We start from the raw sequence: 18,230 nt of genomic DNA, 5'->3' as shown, positions 1-18,230 counted from the left end.
GCCCATTCCACGAGGCTCTTGAGCACGAGCGTGGCGAGGGCGAGCAGCGTGAGCAGGGAGGCCATCGCGAAGGCGGCGACGAAGTTGTATTCGTTGTAGAGAATCTCGACGTGCAGCGGGATGGTGTTGGTCATCCCGCGGATATGGCCGGAGACGACGGACACCGCGCCGAACTCGCCCATCGCGCGGGCGTTGCACAGGATGACGCCGTAGACGAGGCCCCAGCGGATGTTGGGCATCGTGACGCGCCAGAACGTGCGCCATCCCCCGGCGCCCAGCACCATCGCGGCTTCTTCTTCTTCCACGCCCTGCGATTGCATCAGCGGAATCAGCTCCCGCGCGACGAACGGGAACGTGACGAAGACCGTCGCGATCACGATGCCGGGCACGGCGAACAGGATCTTGATGTCGTGCGCGGCGAGCCACGGCCCGAGAGCGCCTTGCAAGCCGAACAGCAGCACGAAGATGAGGCCCGACACGACCGGCGACGCCGCGAACGGCAGATCGATCAGCGTGGTGAGCACCGACTTGCCCGGAAATTCGAACTTGGCGATGGCCCAGGACGCGGCGATGCCGAAGACGAGATTGAGGGGCACCGCGATGACCGCCACGGTGAGCGAGAGTCGAATGGCCGATAGGGCGTCCCCATCGGCGAACGACGCGAAATACGCCGCATAGCCCTTGCGCAGCGCCCCCGCGAACACCGCCGCCAACGGCGCGACGAGAAAAAGTCCCAGGAACGCGAGCGCGACGGCGATGAGCACGCCGCGGCCCACGCGCGAGCCGTTCATCGTCCTTGCTCGAGCGGGCGATCCGGGTTTTCTCAGCGAGGGTCCGTGCGACACGATGTCTCCTCAGACGCTCCGCGTGGACCAGTCGCTCCATCGCTGGAGCGCGTTGATGACAAACAGCAGCGCGAACGAAACGACGAGCATCACCGCGGCGATGGCGGTCGCGCCCGCGTAATCGTATTGTTCGAGCTTGGTCATGATGAGCAGCGGGGCGATCTCGGTCTTCATCGGCATGTTGCCCGCGATGAAGACGACCGAGCCGTACTCGCCCACCGCTCGCGCGAAGGCGAGCGCGAACCCCGTCATCAGCGCCGGCAGCAGGTTGGGAAACACGACGCGGACGAAGGTCTGCGTTGGCGTTGCGCCCAGGCTCGCGGCGGCCTCTTCGATCTCCGTCCCCAGATCCTCGATGATCGGCTGCACCGTGCGAATGACAAAGGGCAGGCTGATGAACGTGAGCGCGATCGTGATGCCGAGCGGCGTGAAGGCGATCTTGAGGCCGAGCGGCTCGAAGAGAGAACCGATCCAGCCCGTCGGCGCCAGCAGGGTGGTGAGCGCGATGCCCGCGACGGCGGTGGGCAGGGCGAATGGCAGATCGACCATCGCGTCAACGATTTTTTTACCCGGGAACTCGCATCGCACCAGCACCCACGCAACCACGAGGCCGAAGACGAGGTTGATCGCCGCCGCGACGAACGACGTGCCGAAGCTGAGGCGGTACGCCGCCAGCACGCGCGCCGAAGTGATTGTCTCAAAAAGCTGCGTCCAGCTCATCGACGCGCTTTTCCAGAACAGTCCCGCGAGCGGAATCAGCACGATGAGGCTCAGGTAGAGCACGGTGAAGCCCAGCGTCGTGCCGAAGCCCGGGATGATGGAATGTCGTCGCGCGGCCATCGCGTCGTCCGGTCAGGGTTTGTAAATCTGGTCGAAGACCGCGCCATCGGCGAAGTGCGCGGCCTGGGCCTTGGCCCAGCCGCCGAAGACCTCATCGATGGTGAACAGCGCGACCTGCGTAAACGTGCGGCCCGCCTTCGCAGCAGCGACTTCGTTTCGCGGACGGTAGTAGTGCTTCGCCGCGATCTCCTGCCCGGCGTCGGTGTAGAGGTATTCCAGATACGCCTTTGCGAGCGCGGTCGTGCCGTGCTTCTCGGCGTTCTTGTCCACCACGGCCACGGGTGGCTCGGCGAGAATCGACACCGACGGCGTGATGATTTCGAACTTGTCCGCGCCCAGCTCGTTGACCGCCAGGTACGCTTCGTTCTCCCACGCGAGCAGCACGTCACCGATGCCGCGTTCGACGAACGTGGTGGTGGAACCGCGCGCGCCGGAGTCGAGCACGGGGACGTTCATGAAGATCTTCGTGACCAGCTCGCGCGCCGACGCGCCGCTGCCGCCCGGTTGACGAAGCGCCCATCCCCATGCGGCCAGATAGTTCCACCGCGCGCCGCCGGAGGTCTTGGGGTTCGGCGTGATGACGGCGATTCCGTCCTTCGCCAGATCGCCCCAGTCGTGAATGCCCTTCGGGTTCCCCTTGCGCACGAGGAAGACGATGGTCGAGGTGTAGGGCGCGGCATTGTGCGGCAGGCGCGTCTGCCAGTCTGCGGGGAGCAGACTCGATTTTTGCGCGATCTCATCGATGTCGTAGGCGAGCGCCAGCGTGACGACGTCAGCGGCGAGACCGTCGATCACGGCGCGGGCCTGCTTGCCCGACCCGCCGTGCGACTGCCGAAATTCCACGACCTGACCGGCCGTCTTCGCCCAGTGCTCGCCGAAGGCCACGTTGAAGTCCTGATACAGCTCCCGTGTCGGGTCGTACGACACGTTGAGAAAGGCGACTTTCTCACCCGATGGAGCGGACCCAGGAGCGGTTTCGGCGGCGGGCGTGGTGCCCGGGGCGCCCGGCGTGGTGGGGGCGGCGGGCGAGCAGGCGACCATCAGCACGACGGCCGCGACCAGCGCGACCAGCGCGACCAGCGCCGTTCCCCGTCGGGTGGCGAACGTGGACATGGGATCCTCCCTGGCGAATGGACGGCCGCGAAGCGGCGATTCGGACGCCCGACGCGAGCGACGCCCGTGAACCATCAGGTCCATAACTCCCTTATATAATTTATATCCCATTAGTCAAGAAGGATTTTAAGGTCCATCATTCCTCATGATCATCCTGCGCGCGCCAAGGCGGTCATCCTGAGCGCACTCTGTCCCTGTCATCCTGAGCGCATTCTGTCGCTGTCATCCTGAGTGCATTCTGTCGCTGTCATCCTGAGCGCAGCGAAGGATCTTTTCCCGACTCGCGGCCAGACCCTTCGCTGCGCTCAGGGTGACAGGAGGACGCTCAGGGTGACAGTAGGACGCTCAGGGTCACATGGACGTGGCGACTTCCGCCTTTTCCCGACGCCGGCGAATCGTGCTAAGAAGGTCGGCGACACACTTTGGGCGGCGGCGAGTTTGGTCACACGGCTTCTGAAGCGATCCGAACAAACGAAAACGATTCGGCTGCCGGCGGCGGTCGAGGCGGACCAGGTCGTCGGCGATCGGCGCGGGATCAATCCGTGGCTGGACGCGCACCCCTTCGTGTGCGGTTACGCGGCGATGGCGGCGTGCGTCGCGGTCATCTTCGCAACCAATCTGACAACCTTCGCGATCTCGCTGCTCTTTCTCTACCTCGTCTCGGACTTTCTGACGAACGACCTGCGTCGACTCGCGCCGTTTCTGCCCAAGGCGCTGCTGTTCTCGATCCTGTACGTTGCCGTCATCGCCCTGATGTTTCTCGTGACTTACAACGTCATCCCCAACGTGCTGCGCCAGGTGCCGGGGCTCGCCCGCGACATGCAGGAGCAGGCGATCGCGCTGTTCGTGCGTGCCGACGCGCGGTGGGGCCTCACGCAGTACGTGAACATCGAGGACGTGCGGGGGCACATCGTTTCGGTTTCGACGGACGCGATCGGCGTGGCGGTCGGCAATCTGACCGACGCCTATCACGGGTTCTTCTTCTTCATTTTCGCGCTATTCGTGAACCTGCTTTTTTACCACAACCTCGACAAGGTGGACGCCGTCTTCGCACGTCGGCCGGCGAGCCTGATGGGGTTTTTGTACCGGTTTCTCGTCGCGCGCATGAGACTGTTTTATCACTATTTCAAAAAGGTCATGGGCGGCCAGATCATGATCTCCGCGGTGAACACCGCGATCTCGACGATTGTGATCTACGGCCTGGGCATGCCCAAACCCGCGCTACTCGTTCTCACGGTTTTCCTGTGCGGGCTGTTCCCCATCGTCGGCAACCTCGTGTCGAACACGATCCTGACCGCCACGGCGCTCGTCGCCATCGGGCCGTGGGCGGCCATGGTCTGCCTCGGCCTTCTCATCGGCATCCACAAGCTCGAGTACTTCCTGAATTCCAAGATCATCGGCGAGATCGTGCATCTGCCGATGGTCGTGACGATCACGGCGCTCATCGTGTTCGATGTGCTGATCGGCATCCCGGGCCTGATTCTGGCGATTCCGATCCTGCTGTTCGGACGCGACGAACTGGAGCGGATTCCCGGCCTCGGTCGTGCCCGCGAGGCGGTCGCGGACACGGCGCCCGCGGCGGACTGATTCACCACGCTTTCATCGAAGGAGGAGACCATGCCGATGCTCAAGGAGTTCAAGGATTTCGCGATGCGCGGCAACGTGCTCGACATGGCCGTCGGCATCATCATCGGCGGGGCGTTCGGCAAAATCGTCACGTCGCTGGTGAACGATGTCATCATGCCGCCGATCGGCCTGTTGATGGGCAAGGTCGATTTCTCGAACCTCTACATCACGCTGATGGCCGGCAAAACGGAGGGACCCTACGCGTCGCTCGAAGCGGCCAAGGCGGCTGGCGCCGTGACCGTGGCGTGGGGCGCGTTCGCCAACACGATCATCAACTTTGTCATCGTCGCCATGGCGGTGTTCATGATTATCCGCAGCGTCAACCGCGTCGCGAAAAAAGAGGCGCCCAAGGCCGATCCGACGACGAAGGACTGCCCCTATTGCGCGACGGCGATTCCGATCAAGGCGACGCGCTGCGGGCATTGCACGTCGCAGCTCTGAACGGCGATACAAATTCGAACGCCGCCTCGATCCGGGGCGGCGTTCGTGCGTTCGGGGCGGGGTGGCGTCAGCCGATCATCCGCAGCCACTCGCCGAACAGGTACTCCATGCGGCCCACGAGCAGCGCGATGCGGCCCATAACCGTGAAGCCGAACGACGCGCCGAAGCTGATCATGAGAATCCAGATGCCCACGCGGCTCGCCGCGCCGAAGACCCCCGTGTGCTCCTTGGAGAAAAAGAAGTACACAAGGCCGCACAACACGCCGACGAAAACGACGAGGTTGCCGAAGCTGTCCGCGAGCGAGAGATGCCCGTCGGTCATGACGATCAGGGGCATCACCGACGACGCGATCTGGCTCATGAAGTCGCTGCGCAGGTACTGAAGAAAGTTGAGCCCCGCCGTGGTGCCGACGATGAACGCGAGCGCCCATCGCGAATAGTTGCCGACCTTCGGCCCGGCCAATCGGCCCAGCAGCAAAACGCCGAGGGCGAGTGGGATGAGGTAGTGCCAGTGGTGGCCGCCGCCCTCGAGCCCGGGAATGATCTTCGACACGAGGCCGGGCGCGAGCTTGCCGAAGAGATTCGGCACCATGACCTGCCAGAACCCGATCACCATCCAGTACGCGGCGGAGACGCCCACGAAAACGTGCTCGGCGAATTTGTAGACGGGGTTGTCGGAATACAGAAAGCTCATGATCGCGAGTGTGAAGAACGCGCCCACCCACACCCAAAAGCCCTTCCACGACCATTCGGAGTGCGTGACCTCTTTTTCGCCGACCACCAGGCCGAAGTCGTTTTTCACCGGTTCGGTCTTCGTGATCTCGACTCGCTCGGGCCAGGGCTTGGCCATGTGTCCGTTCGCCGCGCGAATCAGCAGCGCCGCGAGCACGGCCAGCAGGACGACGGAGACGATGATGCCGGTCTTGGTGAGTTTCGGCATGGCCTACCTCCGCTTCCCGCGGCTGCGTTCGACGAAATACGTCACGTTGCCGACGACGATGAACAGCATGATGACCAGATGCGCGATGGCTTGGGCGCCCATGCGGATGCGGCCTTTGTTTTGGCTGATGTCGGAGTACTGCGGGTACTTGTCGCCGAGAAGCTGCTCGTACTCGGCCGCGGCCTTGAGGCCGCCGAGCAGCCCCGAAAGCTGCCGGGGATAATACGGATAGAGCAGCGGCGACTGCACGGCGGTGCTGCCGCCGATGATCGCGACGCCCGCGGGATCGGCGCCGAACTGCACCCATTCCTTCAGGCCGGGCTGGCCCGCGGAGATGTTGATGATGAGTTCCACGTCGCGCAGGCTCTTCACGTTTTTCATGATGGGCAAGGACGACAGCGGCCGGTTCGTGGTGTCGACCGGGTAGAACTTCTCGAAGTCGGTGAGCACGACGTTGATGACGCCCTGCCCGCCCGACTTGTAGCCGAGATTGACGTAGTTCTCCCCGTAAACCCACGGCGTTTTCGGACCGCCGCCCTTCGCTCGTTCGTCCAGATCGCGCGTGACCTCGGTGATCGTGTCGCGGGCCATGTCCTGCCCGATCGGCCACAGAGCCATGATGATGACCTTGATCTCGCGCTCGGCGCAGTGGCGCAGCCAGGCCGTGGCCATCGGCTGCAATTCGGGCTCCGACGCCGGATCGTAGTCGAACGACATCAGCACCTTGCTGCCCGGATGAAGGTTTTCGATCACCTTGAAGGTGTCGCGCACCATCGGCGTCGGGAATTCCGGGAATTCGATCGTGTAGAGCAGCGGGACGATCACCGCGACGCTCATGAACAAAAAGATCCAGCGTCGGTCGATGTCGCGAATCCGTTCATACCATCCCATCGTATCCTCCTCAGTCCGAATCGGTGCCCAGATACCCGCGGTCCACGCCGAGGATGATCTTGAGCGAGGTGGAAACGATGCCCAGCGCGATGCCGATCATGATCGCGCGCTGGCCGGCCAGATTGGGGTAATTCATGATCCACTCGGCGAGCTGCGGGATGCCGAAGCCCTCGCCGTGCGGCGTCCAGAACGAGAGCCACGTGCCGATGAAGGTGCGTCCGAGCAGGATGATGAAGGCCGAGACGAGCAGCACGGTGGCTTCGAGGTTTTTTGCGCGAAACGCGCGGTAGCTCGCCGACGCGACGTAGAACGCGAGCAGCGCGAACATCGTTGCCGCGAGGGGCTTGAAGATGAACGCGTAGATGAGCTGGAAGTACGACCCCTGCGCGGACAGGTCGCCCGCGATGCCCTCGGGGTTGTGCATCTTCGTGAGCCCGATGATGAGCGTGGCGAAGAATCCCACAACGCAGACGACCGAGTAGCCCCAGCCCTTCGCCTGTTTGTAGATCTTGTCGGCGTGGATCTTCACGAGGTTGCCGCCGCCGAGCACGAACGCAAAGACGGCGATGATGTCGAAGTAGATCGAAAAATCCTCGCCCAGCGACTCGGCCGCGGGAAAAAGCTTCGAGAAAATCAGCACCGCGCCGACAATGCCGGTGATGAGCAGCGGGATCGTGCGTTTGACGAGCATGCTCCGGCCGCCTCCTTATCCGGCGATCGGCGTGAAAAGTTTGACGATGGCGCCCGCGACCGCGCCGGCCCATCCACCGCCGGTGAACTGGGCGATGGTCGCAAACACGCCGCCGACGAGAATGGCGACCATCCCGGCGAGTTTGCCGATGTCCTGACCCTTGAGGCTGCCGAGCTGCTTGGGATCGTGCGACAGGTACGCAGACGCGGCGAAGAGCTCCTCACCGATCAGCGTGTAGTCGCACGCGGCGATGAAGAACGGGAGCTGCGCCGCCTGCGCCGTTCCCGCGATCTGGATCGCGCCGATCGAGTTGCCCGTCTCGGCGAGAATCAGCGACTCGGCGAAAAACGCACCGAAGTAGATGCAGGTCGCGGGTTTTTCGCGGACCATGATGCCGTTCACGCCCGCCACGTAGCCGAACTGCTCGTCGGTCAGATACGTGACGATGTTGTCGTTGTAGGCGTCGGGACGGCCTGCGGAGATGAACGCCTCCTTCACCGTCTCGCGCCCCGTCGTCATGACGAGGCTCTTGGACGTGGGCACCAGCAGCTTGGTGTCGTACTCGGCCACCTGCCGCGCGATGCGTCCGAGGATCACGATCGCGGCCACGGTCATCACGTCGTTCATGTCCATGATGCCGGGGATGTAGAGCACCGGCTTGCCCATCTCGGTCGCGCGGCCGATCGATTCCTCGACCGCCTCCAGGCCCGCGATCTTGCGTACGAAGAGCTTTTTGCCGCTCTTGATGTGCTGGATGAAGTAGAGAATGAAGCCCGAGAGCACGACGGCGAAGAGCACGAAGTTCCACTCGTCGAGGTTCACCCACTGCGACTTCGCGGCGACCGGCTCGTTGGTGTGCTCCGAGATGGCCAGATCCACGCCGTTCGCCGCGACCGCCGCGACGGCGAAGTAGAGCGGCTCCTTTTCCGTCTTTTCGTCCAGTTTCTCGGCTTTGTAGTCGAATATGGTCTTTGATCCGCCCACTGCCCCCAGCAGCGTGTACGGACCCTCCGGCTTCGTCGCCGAGAATACGCGGTAGGTGAGTCCGGTCGCCGCGTCCGCGCCGGCGGGCGGCGTCCACTCCACGCGGATTTCCTCACCCGCGTCGTTGGGGCGATCCGCCGCCGTCACGCCGTCCGGCGCGCCGAGCGCGAATGACCCGCGCAGCGCGTCGCGCTCCGACCACACAAAGGTCTGGCGCTCGGAAGACACCGGTCCGATGTTGACGAGAGGCGTGTCGCCCGCCGCGACAAAGGCGTACGCGTTTGCGTCGCCGTCACGACCGAGCACGCGATAGACGTACGAGCGACCGTCCACGAGTCCTTTGTCGTCGAACTGGGTGAGCGCCTCGAGATCTCCGTTTCGTTTGGGCTCGGTCTTGAGGTGCTCGCTCATCGCGCTGAATTGACCGACCGGCGCGAACACGAGCGGGCCGTCGGTCTTTTCCGCGCGCAGCACCACCCATGTCTTCGGCGAGGGCGCATCGGCATTCGGGCAGGGTTTCCACGTCACACGCACCGCGCCGCCGGCGTCTTCGGGCCGGTCCACGGCTTTTGCGTCCGCGGCCGGGCAGATCTTCGCGTTGTACGTGTTTTCGATCGAAGGTTCGGGCCAGGTCGGCGCGGGGGCGGATGCGGCGGCGATCGCCTCGGCGCTCGGAACGACCGGCGCGGCGAGCGAGGGCGGCACGCTCATCGTCGGGGAGGGATTCGCGCTTCCCAGCTGCGCGAACGCGCCCGTCGCGAGCGCCAGCGTCAGCGTCAGGGCGAGAGGAATCCCCCATCGGGTCAGGTAGCGGATCGCCAAACCCATATTTCCTCCGTCCCGTCGCTATACGAAAAACGTCCGGAGTCGCCGGGGGCGACAAAGCCGGGCGCTTCGAACGCGATCGGGGAGGACGCTCGGTTGTTCGAAAACCGTGTCGGAAACGACCGAACTGATTTAGCGGTTTGGGTCCGGCCCGTCAAGGAGAAAGGGGATTTTCCATCTCATCGCAGATCGGAGTGGAAAGGGCTTCTTCGTGCCCGGACGCCCACGAGAAAACGCAAGCCCGGCACCCGAATCCCGAAGGAAACGGAGGCCGGGCTCGCGGTGTCTTCACGCCGCCTGTACGCGCTCACGCCTCCGCGTCGTCGTCGCCCTCGTCGTCGTCGCCCTCGTCGTCGTCGTCATCGTCGACCGTCGGGTTATCGGCGGGGCTGTTGCCCTCGTCCGGACAGCCGATGTCGTCATACGCCTCGTCGCACTCCGTCCGGCACGAATCATGCTCCGTCTGGCAGGCCGCTTGGCAAGCTCCTTTCTCCTCCGGCGAAAGGTATTCGCATTCGGGATAGCAGTCCTCGGCCGTCGCATCGCATTGATGCCGGCATTCGTTTTCCTCGTCGGACTTGACATCGCACCAACCGTCGTCGTCCGTATCGTTAGTCTTGTCAGACGCTTCGTCCTCGTCGTCGTCCGTCTCGCACGCCGGTCCGACCAACCCGAGGATCGCGATCATCGCGATCCAGTTCATCACGTGTTTCGGTTTCATTTCTTACTCCGCCTCGGCTCACGCCTCCGCGTCGTCGTCCTCGTCTGGATCGTCATCGCCCGACAAATCCGGGTCGTCGTCGACCGAAGGATTGTCGGCAGGGCTATTTCCTTCGTCAGGACAGCCGACATCGTCGTAGGCTTCGTGACAATCGTCCCTGCAAATCGTGAGATTCGCCGCACACGCGTCTTTGCAGGAACCTTCCTCAGCCGGAGGGAGATAAACACACTCGGTGTGACACTCCTCCCCGGATTCCGCATCGCATTGATGCAGACAAGCGTATTCCTGGTCCGACACGACATCGCACCAGCCGTCATCGTCCGAATCGTCGGTATTGTCCGACCGGTCGCCTTCGTCCTTCTCTGCTTCGCACGACAATCCGACCATTCCGAAGATCATGACCATCGCGATCCAGCGCAACATGTGTTTCGGCTCCATTTCGTCCTCCTTCGTCTCAGCAGCCAGCCGGCACGAAAACCTTGCCGCGCAACGGCATCCAGTTGTTCTGCGTGGAGTCTTCTCCGGGATTGATCAGCGGCGAGGAACGGATGATGACGTAGTAGTAATGCAACGGAGCGACGTTCGGCACGACGAACGTCTTGCCCGCACGGTAGGAGTTGCTCGCGCCGACGTACTGCGAGCGCACACTCGCCGACTGGGTGTCGCCCGAGGACGACCACTGATCGTCAAGCGAGAACCACGCCTCGAGGTCGAGCGTGTGGCCCGAGGTCCCGTAGTTCATGACCGTGAATCGGCTGTAGATCGAGTCGCCGGGGCAAACGGACGTAGTCTGGCTGGTCGCGCAGTAATCGCCGAAAATGTCGCTAGCCCAACCCGATCCCTTCGCAGGCTTGCAGAGCTTGTTCATCATCGCGACATCGTATGCGCCATTCTCGTCCGAGTCTCGTAGGTCGTCGGGGTCGACGAAGAAGTTGATGATCGCGACGTCTCGCTCCGTGTCGCTCGTGCCGTAAAGCGTCCGAAGTCCTTCGCGGTCATCCGGCAGCGGTTCGACCATGTAGTCGGAAGCTCGGTTTGTGAACGGGCCGTGCCCGTAACTGGCATACCAGTAGTTCATCATGGCGAAGGCGTCGGTTTCGTGGGCAAGCCCCATTCCGTGCAGAAGTTCGTGCAGGGCAATGGGCCGGAACCATCGGCCGCCGCTCAAGGAGGTTGGATCGTAGTAGACGCTTGGGACCCCCCACAACCATGCATCTCCGCCCGGCGTCGGATTGAACCGGATATTCGCCTCAATGAGATGGCAGTCCCGGTCGCCGCCGCCCGTTTGCACCGATGTTTGTCCGGAGTGTCCGAGCGTCGTATCAAACCAAATCTCGGACTCGCCATTCTGAAACCCCGGACTCAGATTCGGATCGGTCGAGTAAGTCGGATCGATCCAAGCGCCGCCAACCGCGCCGATCCGGTCGAGCACATCCGCCAGCGCGTCCACTTTCGCCGAGGTATCGAAGTCTCCCGATGACGTGTCCAGAATGAAGTTGGGGTTGCCGTACCAGCTCACCTGCGAGCAGTCGGGATCGTCGTCCCCGTCGCTTGGCGTCCATGCGTGCGCGAGGTTCGCGAACGCCAGCAAAGTCACTCCCGCGAGGATCGCCGCCAATCGCTTCTTCATCGCTCCGCCTCCCTTTCCGATGATACCACAACTGTTCACGGTTCGATGTCCTTCACAAACTTGTCGAGAAACAAAGAGCGATGCTCCGCTTTGGCGGCCGACCGTTCGGGAACGCCGCACATCAGGTATTCGCCGAGCAGTGCGTCGAGATCCTCCAGATCGAGCGCCGCGCGCTCCACGTCTTCACGCGGCATGTCCGATACGGGATCGTCGAAAGATTCATCCGGCTCGTCGGCCACGTCTTCCCACGTCTCGCAATTTCCGCGATCGATCTTGCCGGGCACGCACCGAAGCCGGTGTTCCACGACCATGCGGCCGCGAACGTCTCCCGCGATCGGTCGCCAGAAATTGTCGAGAACGATGTCTTCCTATCCTTCGCGAACCACACGAAGAATTCCCGCCGAACCGCCGATCGTGCCGATGAGCGGATCGAGCGCCGCATTGTGAAAGACCACGATCCGGTCGGTCTTGCGCAGAATCGGCGAGCCGGGGATGATGATGCGTCCGCCTTCCCGCAAACGACCGCCATTCGCGTACATCCGAAACACCTCGCCGGTCGAGACGCCGCGATATCCCTTGAGAATTTTCACGTCGTAGATGGAATACGGCATCGCCTCGTTCTTGGAATTGTCCACGGTCTCGTACTCGACGTGAATGACCTCGCCGTAAAAGACGACGTCGGCCTGCGAAACGAGTAAAGGGATGTACCCCTCTTCGCACATATCCGCCCACGCGGTTGAAACCGAAATGGTCGCAGTGCCCAGCAAAGCCAGGAATCCGAACACAATGATCGCGACGAATTGTTTCATGTCCTCGCCCTCCTTCTTTTCAAAAAACACACATCAGAGTTACGTGTCAACAGTTTTTTTCAAGTGATTGATATTATTGAGTTTTTCTCGGGCCTTCGTCCATGGTCATTTTCGATGGCCGATTTCCCGCATGGAAGAAATTGTGGAAATTCTTAAAAAAAAAAACAGTGACTTACATCGCTTTTGCCGCGTCTTCACCATGGACAGACGACATCCCATGTCCAGATTCTTTGCTGTCCCCGCGGCGGAGTCGCAACCATGGCCCGAAAAGGCCAAGTCGACGAATCTGAACGCGGGGACACGCATCGCTGCGCGCCGCATGTCCCCGATTTGCCCGCGTGCCGCGAGTTCGTCGGAGGAAGTCGTCCCATCGAATTCCGACTTGCCCCGGCCGGAGTTCCGCGGCTGTGTCGCGCGCGCCCGGATCTCCTATAATGCATTTTTGGGCGTGCCGCCCGGCCGGACGGGGATGTCATGCGTTTGATGGATGACCTCGGGTCGATGACGACGCGTGTGATTGTGCCATCGTCGCTGGATTCGCTCGGCGAGGACGACCGGCGCGGCCGGCGCAACGCGATGATCGTCTCGACGTTCATGGCGGCGTTTCTGACGGCGTTCACCGTGGCGCAGTTCGTCGGATACCGCGTCTGGGGCGAGCCGACGCTCCTCAACCCGACCTGCGCGCGCATCGCGGTGGCCGCCAACGTCGTGCTGATCGCAACCTTCGTCGCATTTCTCGCCGTCAATTTTCTGGCCGCTCGCGTCGGGTGGAACGTCCGCACGGTCTTCGCGCGAACCGTGCACGTGACGCTCGGCACCGCGCTGGTCGTCTGGCTCATGCACATTCATTTCGCGGGCTCGCAAAACACGCTGCTCGCGCTGTTGATCCCCGCGACCAGTTACGTGGTGATCTGGATGCTCGGCTCGAAGTGGGGCTGGTTTTACTATGTCACCGGCACCACCGCGTGGCTCGTGCTCGTCACGCTCGAAGCCGCGGACCTGCTGCCGTACTTCCCGCTCACCTCCATCGAATCGGACTGGGCCGATCTGTTCCTCGATCCGCGCTACGTCTCGCTCAATATTCTGCTCTACCTCTCGGCGTCTCTCGTGCCGATGCTGTTCCTGCAAATCTTTCACAGCCAGCTCGCCCGGCGCACGCACGAACTCGAGGTCGCGCGGCGCGAACGCGAGGTCGCGGCGTCCACCGATTCGCTGACCGGCGCGCTGTTGCGCCGCGCCATGGAGCCGCTGTTCGACCGCGAAATCGCCCGCGCCGAGCGCCGAGGCCACCCGCTGTCGGCGGTCGTGCTCGACCTGGACCGGTTCAAATCTGTGAATGACACGTACGGGCACGGCGTCGGCGATCGCGTGTTGCGTGGTCTCGCCGAGACCGCGCGGCAGGTGCTGCGTCCGTATGATCTGTTCGGGCGGATGGGCGGCGAGGAATTTCTGATCGTGCTGCCCCACGACGCGATCGAGGACGCCCGCGCGCTGGCCGAGCGCCTGCGCGCGAAGCTCGAGTCGACGCCGATCGCCGCGGGCGACGGGCGAACGCTGCGTGTCACGGCGAGTTTCGGCGTCGCGACCCGCGGGGCGGGCTCGGGCGCGACGCGCGAGGACCTGATCGCCGAGGCCGACGCACGTCTTTACGAAGCCAAGGGCGCGGGACGCAACCGCGTGTGCGGATGAACCCCGAAGTCCGCGCGAAAGGCATGACACCCCCGACCGGTTTCGCTTTGCTTCGTGACCGGCGTGACGGCGCTCGAGTCGCATGGGCATCTAGGCTGCAGCGTTAACCGGAGACGGGTATGGCTCTTGATTGGCTCCTCGTGCGCCCCGCGAACAGCGAGGGCGGCTGGTGGACGCGCATGAGCACGCAGCCCCTCGGGCTGCTGTACCTCGCGGCGGTGCTCAAACGCGCCGGGCACCGCGTGCGCGTGGTCGACGGCGTGCTCGACCGAAACTGGAAGAATTCGGCGTGCGACGCGCTCCGGGCCGCGAGACCGGACGCGATCGGCGTCTCGCTGCTCAGCTCGCATCTCGACGCGGTCGCGGACTTTACGGGAAGGATTCGCCGCGACGGTTACGACGGGCTGATCGTCGGTGGCGGTCCGGGCGCGACTTACGCGGACGACGCGACGCTGAACCGACTGGATTTCGACATCGTCACGCAGGGTGAAGCCGAGGACACGATCGGCGATCTTGCTCGGGCGATGGACGATCGGAGTGGAGTCGACGATGTGCCGGGCATCCGGTTTCGCTGCGACGGCGGGTATGTCTCCGCCCCCGCGCGCCCGCTCCGCATGGACCTTGACGAACTGCCGATGCCCGATCAGGAGGTCTCGCCGCTTCCCCGCTACTTCGGCCGCCCGTCGATGGACCTGATGTTCCGCGATCCCCGATGGGCTAGCATCATGACGTCGCGCTCGTGCTTCTTCGGCTGCACCTTCTGCGCGCAGCCCTTGGGCAAGAAACTCCGCGAACGCAGCGCCGAAAACGTCATGGCCGAACTCGACGACTACGTCGGTCGGTGGGGCGTCCGCGAGGTGCAGATCGTGGACGACCGGTTCAACTCGAATCCCGATCACGTGCGCCGCGTCTGCGACGCGCTGATGGAAAAGCCTTATCGCCTGCACCTCGTGTTTCCCAACGGACTGCGTCTCGACATGCTCGACGACGACCTGATCGACCGTCTCGTGCGCGCGGGCATGGACCGCATCCTCGCGCCAATCGAGTCGGGGAGCCCGGAGCGGCAAAAAAGCATCAAGAAGCACCTCGACCTGCGCAAGGCGACGGCGGCGATCCGCGAGATGCGCCGCCGCGGCGTGCTGATCCGGGCGACGGTAATGCTGGGATTTCCCGACGAGACAAAGGAGGAGATGGAGCGGTCGATCCGCGTCGCGCTCGATTCGGGGGCTCATCAGCTTTCGATTCATCGCGTGATTCCGCTGCATGGGTCGAAGCTGCGACGCGAGGCCGTCCGGCGCGGCCTTGGCGACGTCGATTCCGAACACGACTACATCTCGGGAAAGTTCAACCTCAGCGCCGTTCCCGAGAAAACGATTCGTCGTCTGATCCGATGGGCCGTGATCCGCAGCCTCTCGCCGCAACGATTGCTGACGACCCTGCGCATCGTGCCGAGAAACGGCTACACGATGTATGCCCGCGTGCTGGCGTCGAAACTCGCCGGTATCTGAGCGCGTGAACTAACACCCGCACGCGTCGTCTTCGTCGTCTTTGGCGTCCGATTCATCGGGGGTTTCGTCATCATCGTCGGCGTCGTCGTCCGCGGGGGGCGACCATTCGTCGTTTCGCGGCTCGTTCACGACGATCGTGAGCGACTTCCACGCCCAGCCGTCGGCCGACGCCGCGATCGCGACCGCATTCCACGTTCCCGCGTGCGGCGGCGTCCAGACGAGCGTGCCGTCCTCGATGTACGCGCCGTCGAGACCGAAGACCTCCCAGGCGACCGAGCCGCGTTCGTTCGCGCGATAGCGCCACGGTTCGCCCGGCCGGGGCATCGCCGTGGAGTCCGCGATGTCGGGCGCATCGAATCCCGTGATGGCCGACGGCGCGGTCAGCAGGAAATCCCAGAAGCCCTCGACCCAAAACAGGCTGAGCTGCATGCGCACGCCGAGCGCGGCGAAATTGAGGGCGATGATCCGCTCGCGCAGGTCTTCGCCCGAATCGCCGGCCATCCGCGCGCCGAGCCAATCGAGCATCGTGAGCAGCGAAAGCCCCTCGAACGAGAGGCGGTCGGCGGGCACCCATAGGTCGTCGACGAGCGAGGGGTCGAGGCCGCCGTGGTGCAGGCGGGTCTGCGTCGTCGCCATGCGCGCCGCTTCACGCAGCAGATCCCACGCGGCTGCGGTGAGTTCGTCCCTCGTGCCCTCGTGCACCGCCAAACGCATCGCCCCGATGGCCGACTCCATCGCACCGTTCTTGGGAAACGCCACGGCGGGAATGCCGATCGTGCCGTTGCCGTAAAATGTGCGGGCCATCTCCCATGCGAGCGCGCGGTCCCACGGGTCGATCGCCTCCAGACGCATCGCGTCTTCCTGCGCCGCCTCGGGATCGTAGCCCGTCGGGTCGCGTAAATACGCGCCGACCGCGCCGAGTGTCAGCCGATTCGTTGCACCGGGGATCGACATGTTCTGCACGATGCCGGTTATCGCGCCGGGCAAATCCTCGCTTCGCCCCAAAAACGGCGCGAGATAGATTTTTCCGACGAACGCATCGCCGCCGTCCGTCGCGTATTCGTTGTCCCAGATGACGGGCTTTCGCCCCGTCCGCGCGGTCACATCAACCATGTCCGCGGCTTCGAGCTCGCGGCTGAAAACGTCCGTGCCGGTCCACATGAGTTCGATGCCCGCGTCGAGGCCGGCCATCGCGTCGAGGTAACCCGCCCCGTCGGGGAAACGCTCGACGTGGCCGTCGGACTACACCGTCGGCACCATCCACAGCGTCACGTCGTCGCCCGCGAGGGCGGTCAGCTCGCCGCGCAGCCAATTGCAAAGATCCACGTGCGCCGCGCCCATCGCCGCGTCGATCGGCGTTTCGAGGCCGAACTCGATGTCGTCGAACAGCAGCGTGAAGTGTCGGTAGCCGACCTCGACGAATGGTGCAAGCTTGGCGACCAGCGTCCCGCGCTCGTCCGGGTCGTCCAGGTCCATGTCCTTGCCCGGACTGATGCCGAACGACATGGTCACGCCGACCATCGCCGAGAGTTCCTGAAGCTCGGCGAAGCGCGCGATCGCATCGTCGCCATACGGCGTGCGCCATTCGTCGCGATGCAGCGGGTCGTTCTTGGGACCGTAGATATAGATGCCCTGATCGAGCCGCCCGAGCAGCAGAATCATGCGGCGGCGTTCCTCGTGCGACCACGGCCGCCCATAGAATCCCTCGACGATTCCGCTCGCGGCAAATGGCACCGCCGGTTTGGGATGGATCTCCAGCACGTGCTCCGCGCCCACCGCGCCGTCCTGGGCGATCGGCGTGAGGACGACCGCATGACCTTCGATCACGGGACGCGGCAGGTCGCACGGACCGTTCGGCGGCGCGTTCACGACGAACAGATCGTCGGCTTTGTCCGCGACCGCGCGAAAGCTCACGCGCACGTGATGGACCGCGTCGTTCGTGCTCTCGTAAGTCACGCGCCATCCGTCGTCCAGCGGCTCGGCCGCGGCGTTCGCGATGGCGGGCGCATCCGATGCCCCGGAAAAGATCCGAAGCTCGGCGAGCGCCGCGTTTTTCGCCTTGCTCACCGAGAGGACGACGCACTGAGCCCGCACGGGGTTTGCCAGCGCGAGCGGCGCGGTCGGATCGCTCCACTCCGTGCGGAATACGAAGTTGCCGCCGCACGCATCGAACATCGCGATCTCGACCTTTCCCGCGGGCGGTTTCGTCCACTCGGCTTCGATGCGCTCGATCGCGGGCGCGCGGCGATCGCCGGGAGCGAAATCGACAATCAGATGGTGCGGCCCGCCCGCGGGAATCTTCCAACTCGTCTCGGCGTCCCCGTCCCGCACGGTGTAGGGCGCGTCGTCGGTCTCTCGCGGCCACAGCCCGAGAAACGTGTCCGCCGTGGCCGACGCCGTGACGCGCGCGAAAGGGACCAGATCGAGATCGCCCGCATCGACGGACGTTGCCGCCAGACTCACCGCGACCAACCATAGGATCACCCATCGACGCATGACAAATTCTCCCGAAGGATCCTTCTCCCGTTTATCACACGCCCGCCACGCCCACCCCAAATTCCGCGATTGAAATTTCGGACGCATCCTCCCGATGCGCCGGAGTCGCAATTTTCTTGGTCGTCACCGTCTCGGACGACGATCCGAGGCGATCCGTTTCATCGCCGTGGCCGGTCGAGCG

The 18,230-nt window shown here is 63.8% G+C and carries 18 protein-coding genes; 4 read left to right on the top strand and 14 right to left on the bottom strand.

Annotation, left to right across the window (positions count from 1 at the left end):
- The 3 genes from cysW to IT350_00335 form a co-directional block, all read right to left on the bottom strand.
- Window positions 1-791: sulfate ABC transporter permease subunit CysW (cysW, locus tag IT350_00345; GenBank protein MCC6156472.1), on the bottom strand; the 791-nt coding region annotated here is incomplete at its 3' end.
- A 63-nt stretch (window positions 792-854) separates the two neighbouring features.
- Window positions 855-1,685 (bottom strand): sulfate ABC transporter permease subunit CysT, encoded by an 831-nt coding sequence (cysT, locus tag IT350_00340; GenBank protein ID MCC6156471.1) that lies wholly within the window; start codon window positions 1,683-1,685, stop codon window positions 855-857.
- 12 nt (window positions 1,686-1,697) lie between these two features.
- Complete coding sequence (locus IT350_00335) at window positions 1,698-2,726, bottom strand: sulfate ABC transporter substrate-binding protein (GenBank protein ID MCC6156470.1); 1,029 nt, start codon at window positions 2,724-2,726, stop codon at window positions 1,698-1,700.
- A gap of 510 nt (window positions 2,727-3,236) precedes the next feature.
- Here IT350_00335 and IT350_00330 point away from each other — a divergent pair.
- Together IT350_00330 and mscL are read left to right on the top strand one after the other, a co-directional pair.
- On the top strand, window positions 3,237-4,385 hold the full coding sequence (locus IT350_00330; protein ID MCC6156469.1) for an AI-2E family transporter: 1,149 nt from the start codon (window positions 3,237-3,239) through the stop codon (window positions 4,383-4,385).
- A gap of 36 nt (window positions 4,386-4,421) precedes the next feature.
- The gene (gene mscL / locus IT350_00325) at window positions 4,422-4,865 is read left to right on the top strand and encodes a large conductance mechanosensitive channel protein MscL (GenBank protein MCC6156468.1); all 444 of its coding nucleotides are present in this window, start codon (window positions 4,422-4,424) and stop codon (window positions 4,863-4,865) included.
- Between the two features lie 67 nt (window positions 4,866-4,932).
- Here the strand turns inward: mscL and IT350_00320 are convergent, their stop codons facing one another.
- From IT350_00320 to IT350_00280, 9 genes are all read right to left on the bottom strand, one after another.
- Window positions 4,933-5,805: a hypothetical protein gene (locus tag IT350_00320; protein MCC6156467.1), complete on the bottom strand. Its 873-nt coding sequence runs from the start codon at window positions 5,803-5,805 to the stop codon at window positions 4,933-4,935.
- Between the two features lie 3 nt (window positions 5,806-5,808).
- Window positions 5,809-6,696: a hypothetical protein gene (locus tag IT350_00315; GenBank protein ID MCC6156466.1), complete on the bottom strand. Its 888-nt coding sequence runs from the start codon at window positions 6,694-6,696 to the stop codon at window positions 5,809-5,811.
- A gap of 10 nt (window positions 6,697-6,706) precedes the next feature.
- Window positions 6,707-7,387: a hypothetical protein gene (locus IT350_00310; GenBank protein ID MCC6156465.1), complete on the bottom strand. Its 681-nt coding sequence runs from the start codon at window positions 7,385-7,387 to the stop codon at window positions 6,707-6,709.
- 15 nt (window positions 7,388-7,402) lie between these two features.
- A complete protein-coding gene (locus IT350_00305) occupies window positions 7,403-9,199 on the bottom strand; it encodes a hypothetical protein (GenBank protein MCC6156464.1) in 1,797 nt (598 codons plus the stop codon).
- 304 nt (window positions 9,200-9,503) lie between these two features.
- Window positions 9,504-9,917 (bottom strand): hypothetical protein, encoded by a 414-nt coding sequence (locus IT350_00300; GenBank protein ID MCC6156463.1) that lies wholly within the window; start codon window positions 9,915-9,917, stop codon window positions 9,504-9,506.
- Window positions 9,918-9,935: 18 nt separating this feature from the next.
- Complete coding sequence (locus tag IT350_00295; GenBank protein MCC6156462.1) at window positions 9,936-10,355, bottom strand: hypothetical protein; 420 nt, start codon at window positions 10,353-10,355, stop codon at window positions 9,936-9,938.
- A 16-nt stretch (window positions 10,356-10,371) separates the two neighbouring features.
- Window positions 10,372-11,547 (bottom strand): hypothetical protein, encoded by a 1,176-nt coding sequence (locus tag IT350_00290; protein MCC6156461.1) that lies wholly within the window; start codon window positions 11,545-11,547, stop codon window positions 10,372-10,374.
- A gap of 35 nt (window positions 11,548-11,582) precedes the next feature.
- Window positions 11,583-11,858: a hypothetical protein gene (locus IT350_00285; protein MCC6156460.1), complete on the bottom strand. Its 276-nt coding sequence runs from the start codon at window positions 11,856-11,858 to the stop codon at window positions 11,583-11,585.
- 57 nt (window positions 11,859-11,915) lie between these two features.
- Window positions 11,916-12,356, bottom strand: a complete 441-nt coding sequence (locus tag IT350_00280) for a hypothetical protein (GenBank protein MCC6156459.1) — start codon at window positions 12,354-12,356, stop codon at window positions 11,916-11,918.
- A gap of 474 nt (window positions 12,357-12,830) precedes the next feature.
- On the opposite strand from IT350_00280, the gene IT350_00275 reads away from it, so the two are divergent.
- Window positions 12,831-14,045, top strand: a complete 1,215-nt coding sequence (locus tag IT350_00275) for a GGDEF domain-containing protein (protein MCC6156458.1) — start codon at window positions 12,831-12,833, stop codon at window positions 14,043-14,045.
- Between the two features lie 119 nt (window positions 14,046-14,164).
- On the top strand, window positions 14,165-15,553 hold the full coding sequence (locus IT350_00270) for a B12-binding domain-containing radical SAM protein (GenBank protein ID MCC6156457.1): 1,389 nt from the start codon (window positions 14,165-14,167) through the stop codon (window positions 15,551-15,553).
- A 9-nt stretch (window positions 15,554-15,562) separates the two neighbouring features.
- Here IT350_00270 and IT350_00265 read toward each other — a convergent pair whose 3' ends face one another.
- Both IT350_00265 and IT350_00260 read right to left on the bottom strand, forming a co-directional pair.
- Window positions 15,563-16,744, bottom strand: a complete 1,182-nt coding sequence (locus tag IT350_00265) for a beta-N-acetylglucosaminidase domain-containing protein (protein ID MCC6156456.1) — start codon at window positions 16,742-16,744, stop codon at window positions 15,563-15,565.
- Window positions 16,745-16,795: 51 nt separating this feature from the next.
- Window positions 16,796-18,049, bottom strand: coding sequence for a beta-N-acetylglucosaminidase domain-containing protein (locus IT350_00260; GenBank protein ID MCC6156455.1), 1,254 nt, complete (start codon window positions 18,047-18,049; stop codon window positions 16,796-16,798).
- Between the last annotated feature and the right edge of the window lie 181 nt (window positions 18,050-18,230).

This window comes from Deltaproteobacteria bacterium, from assembly GCA_020845895.1.
In the GTDB taxonomy this organism is placed as follows: domain Bacteria; phylum Lernaellota; class Lernaellaia; order JACKCT01; family JACKCT01; genus JADLEX01.
This window is presented reverse-complemented; position numbering and strand designations above follow the sequence as displayed.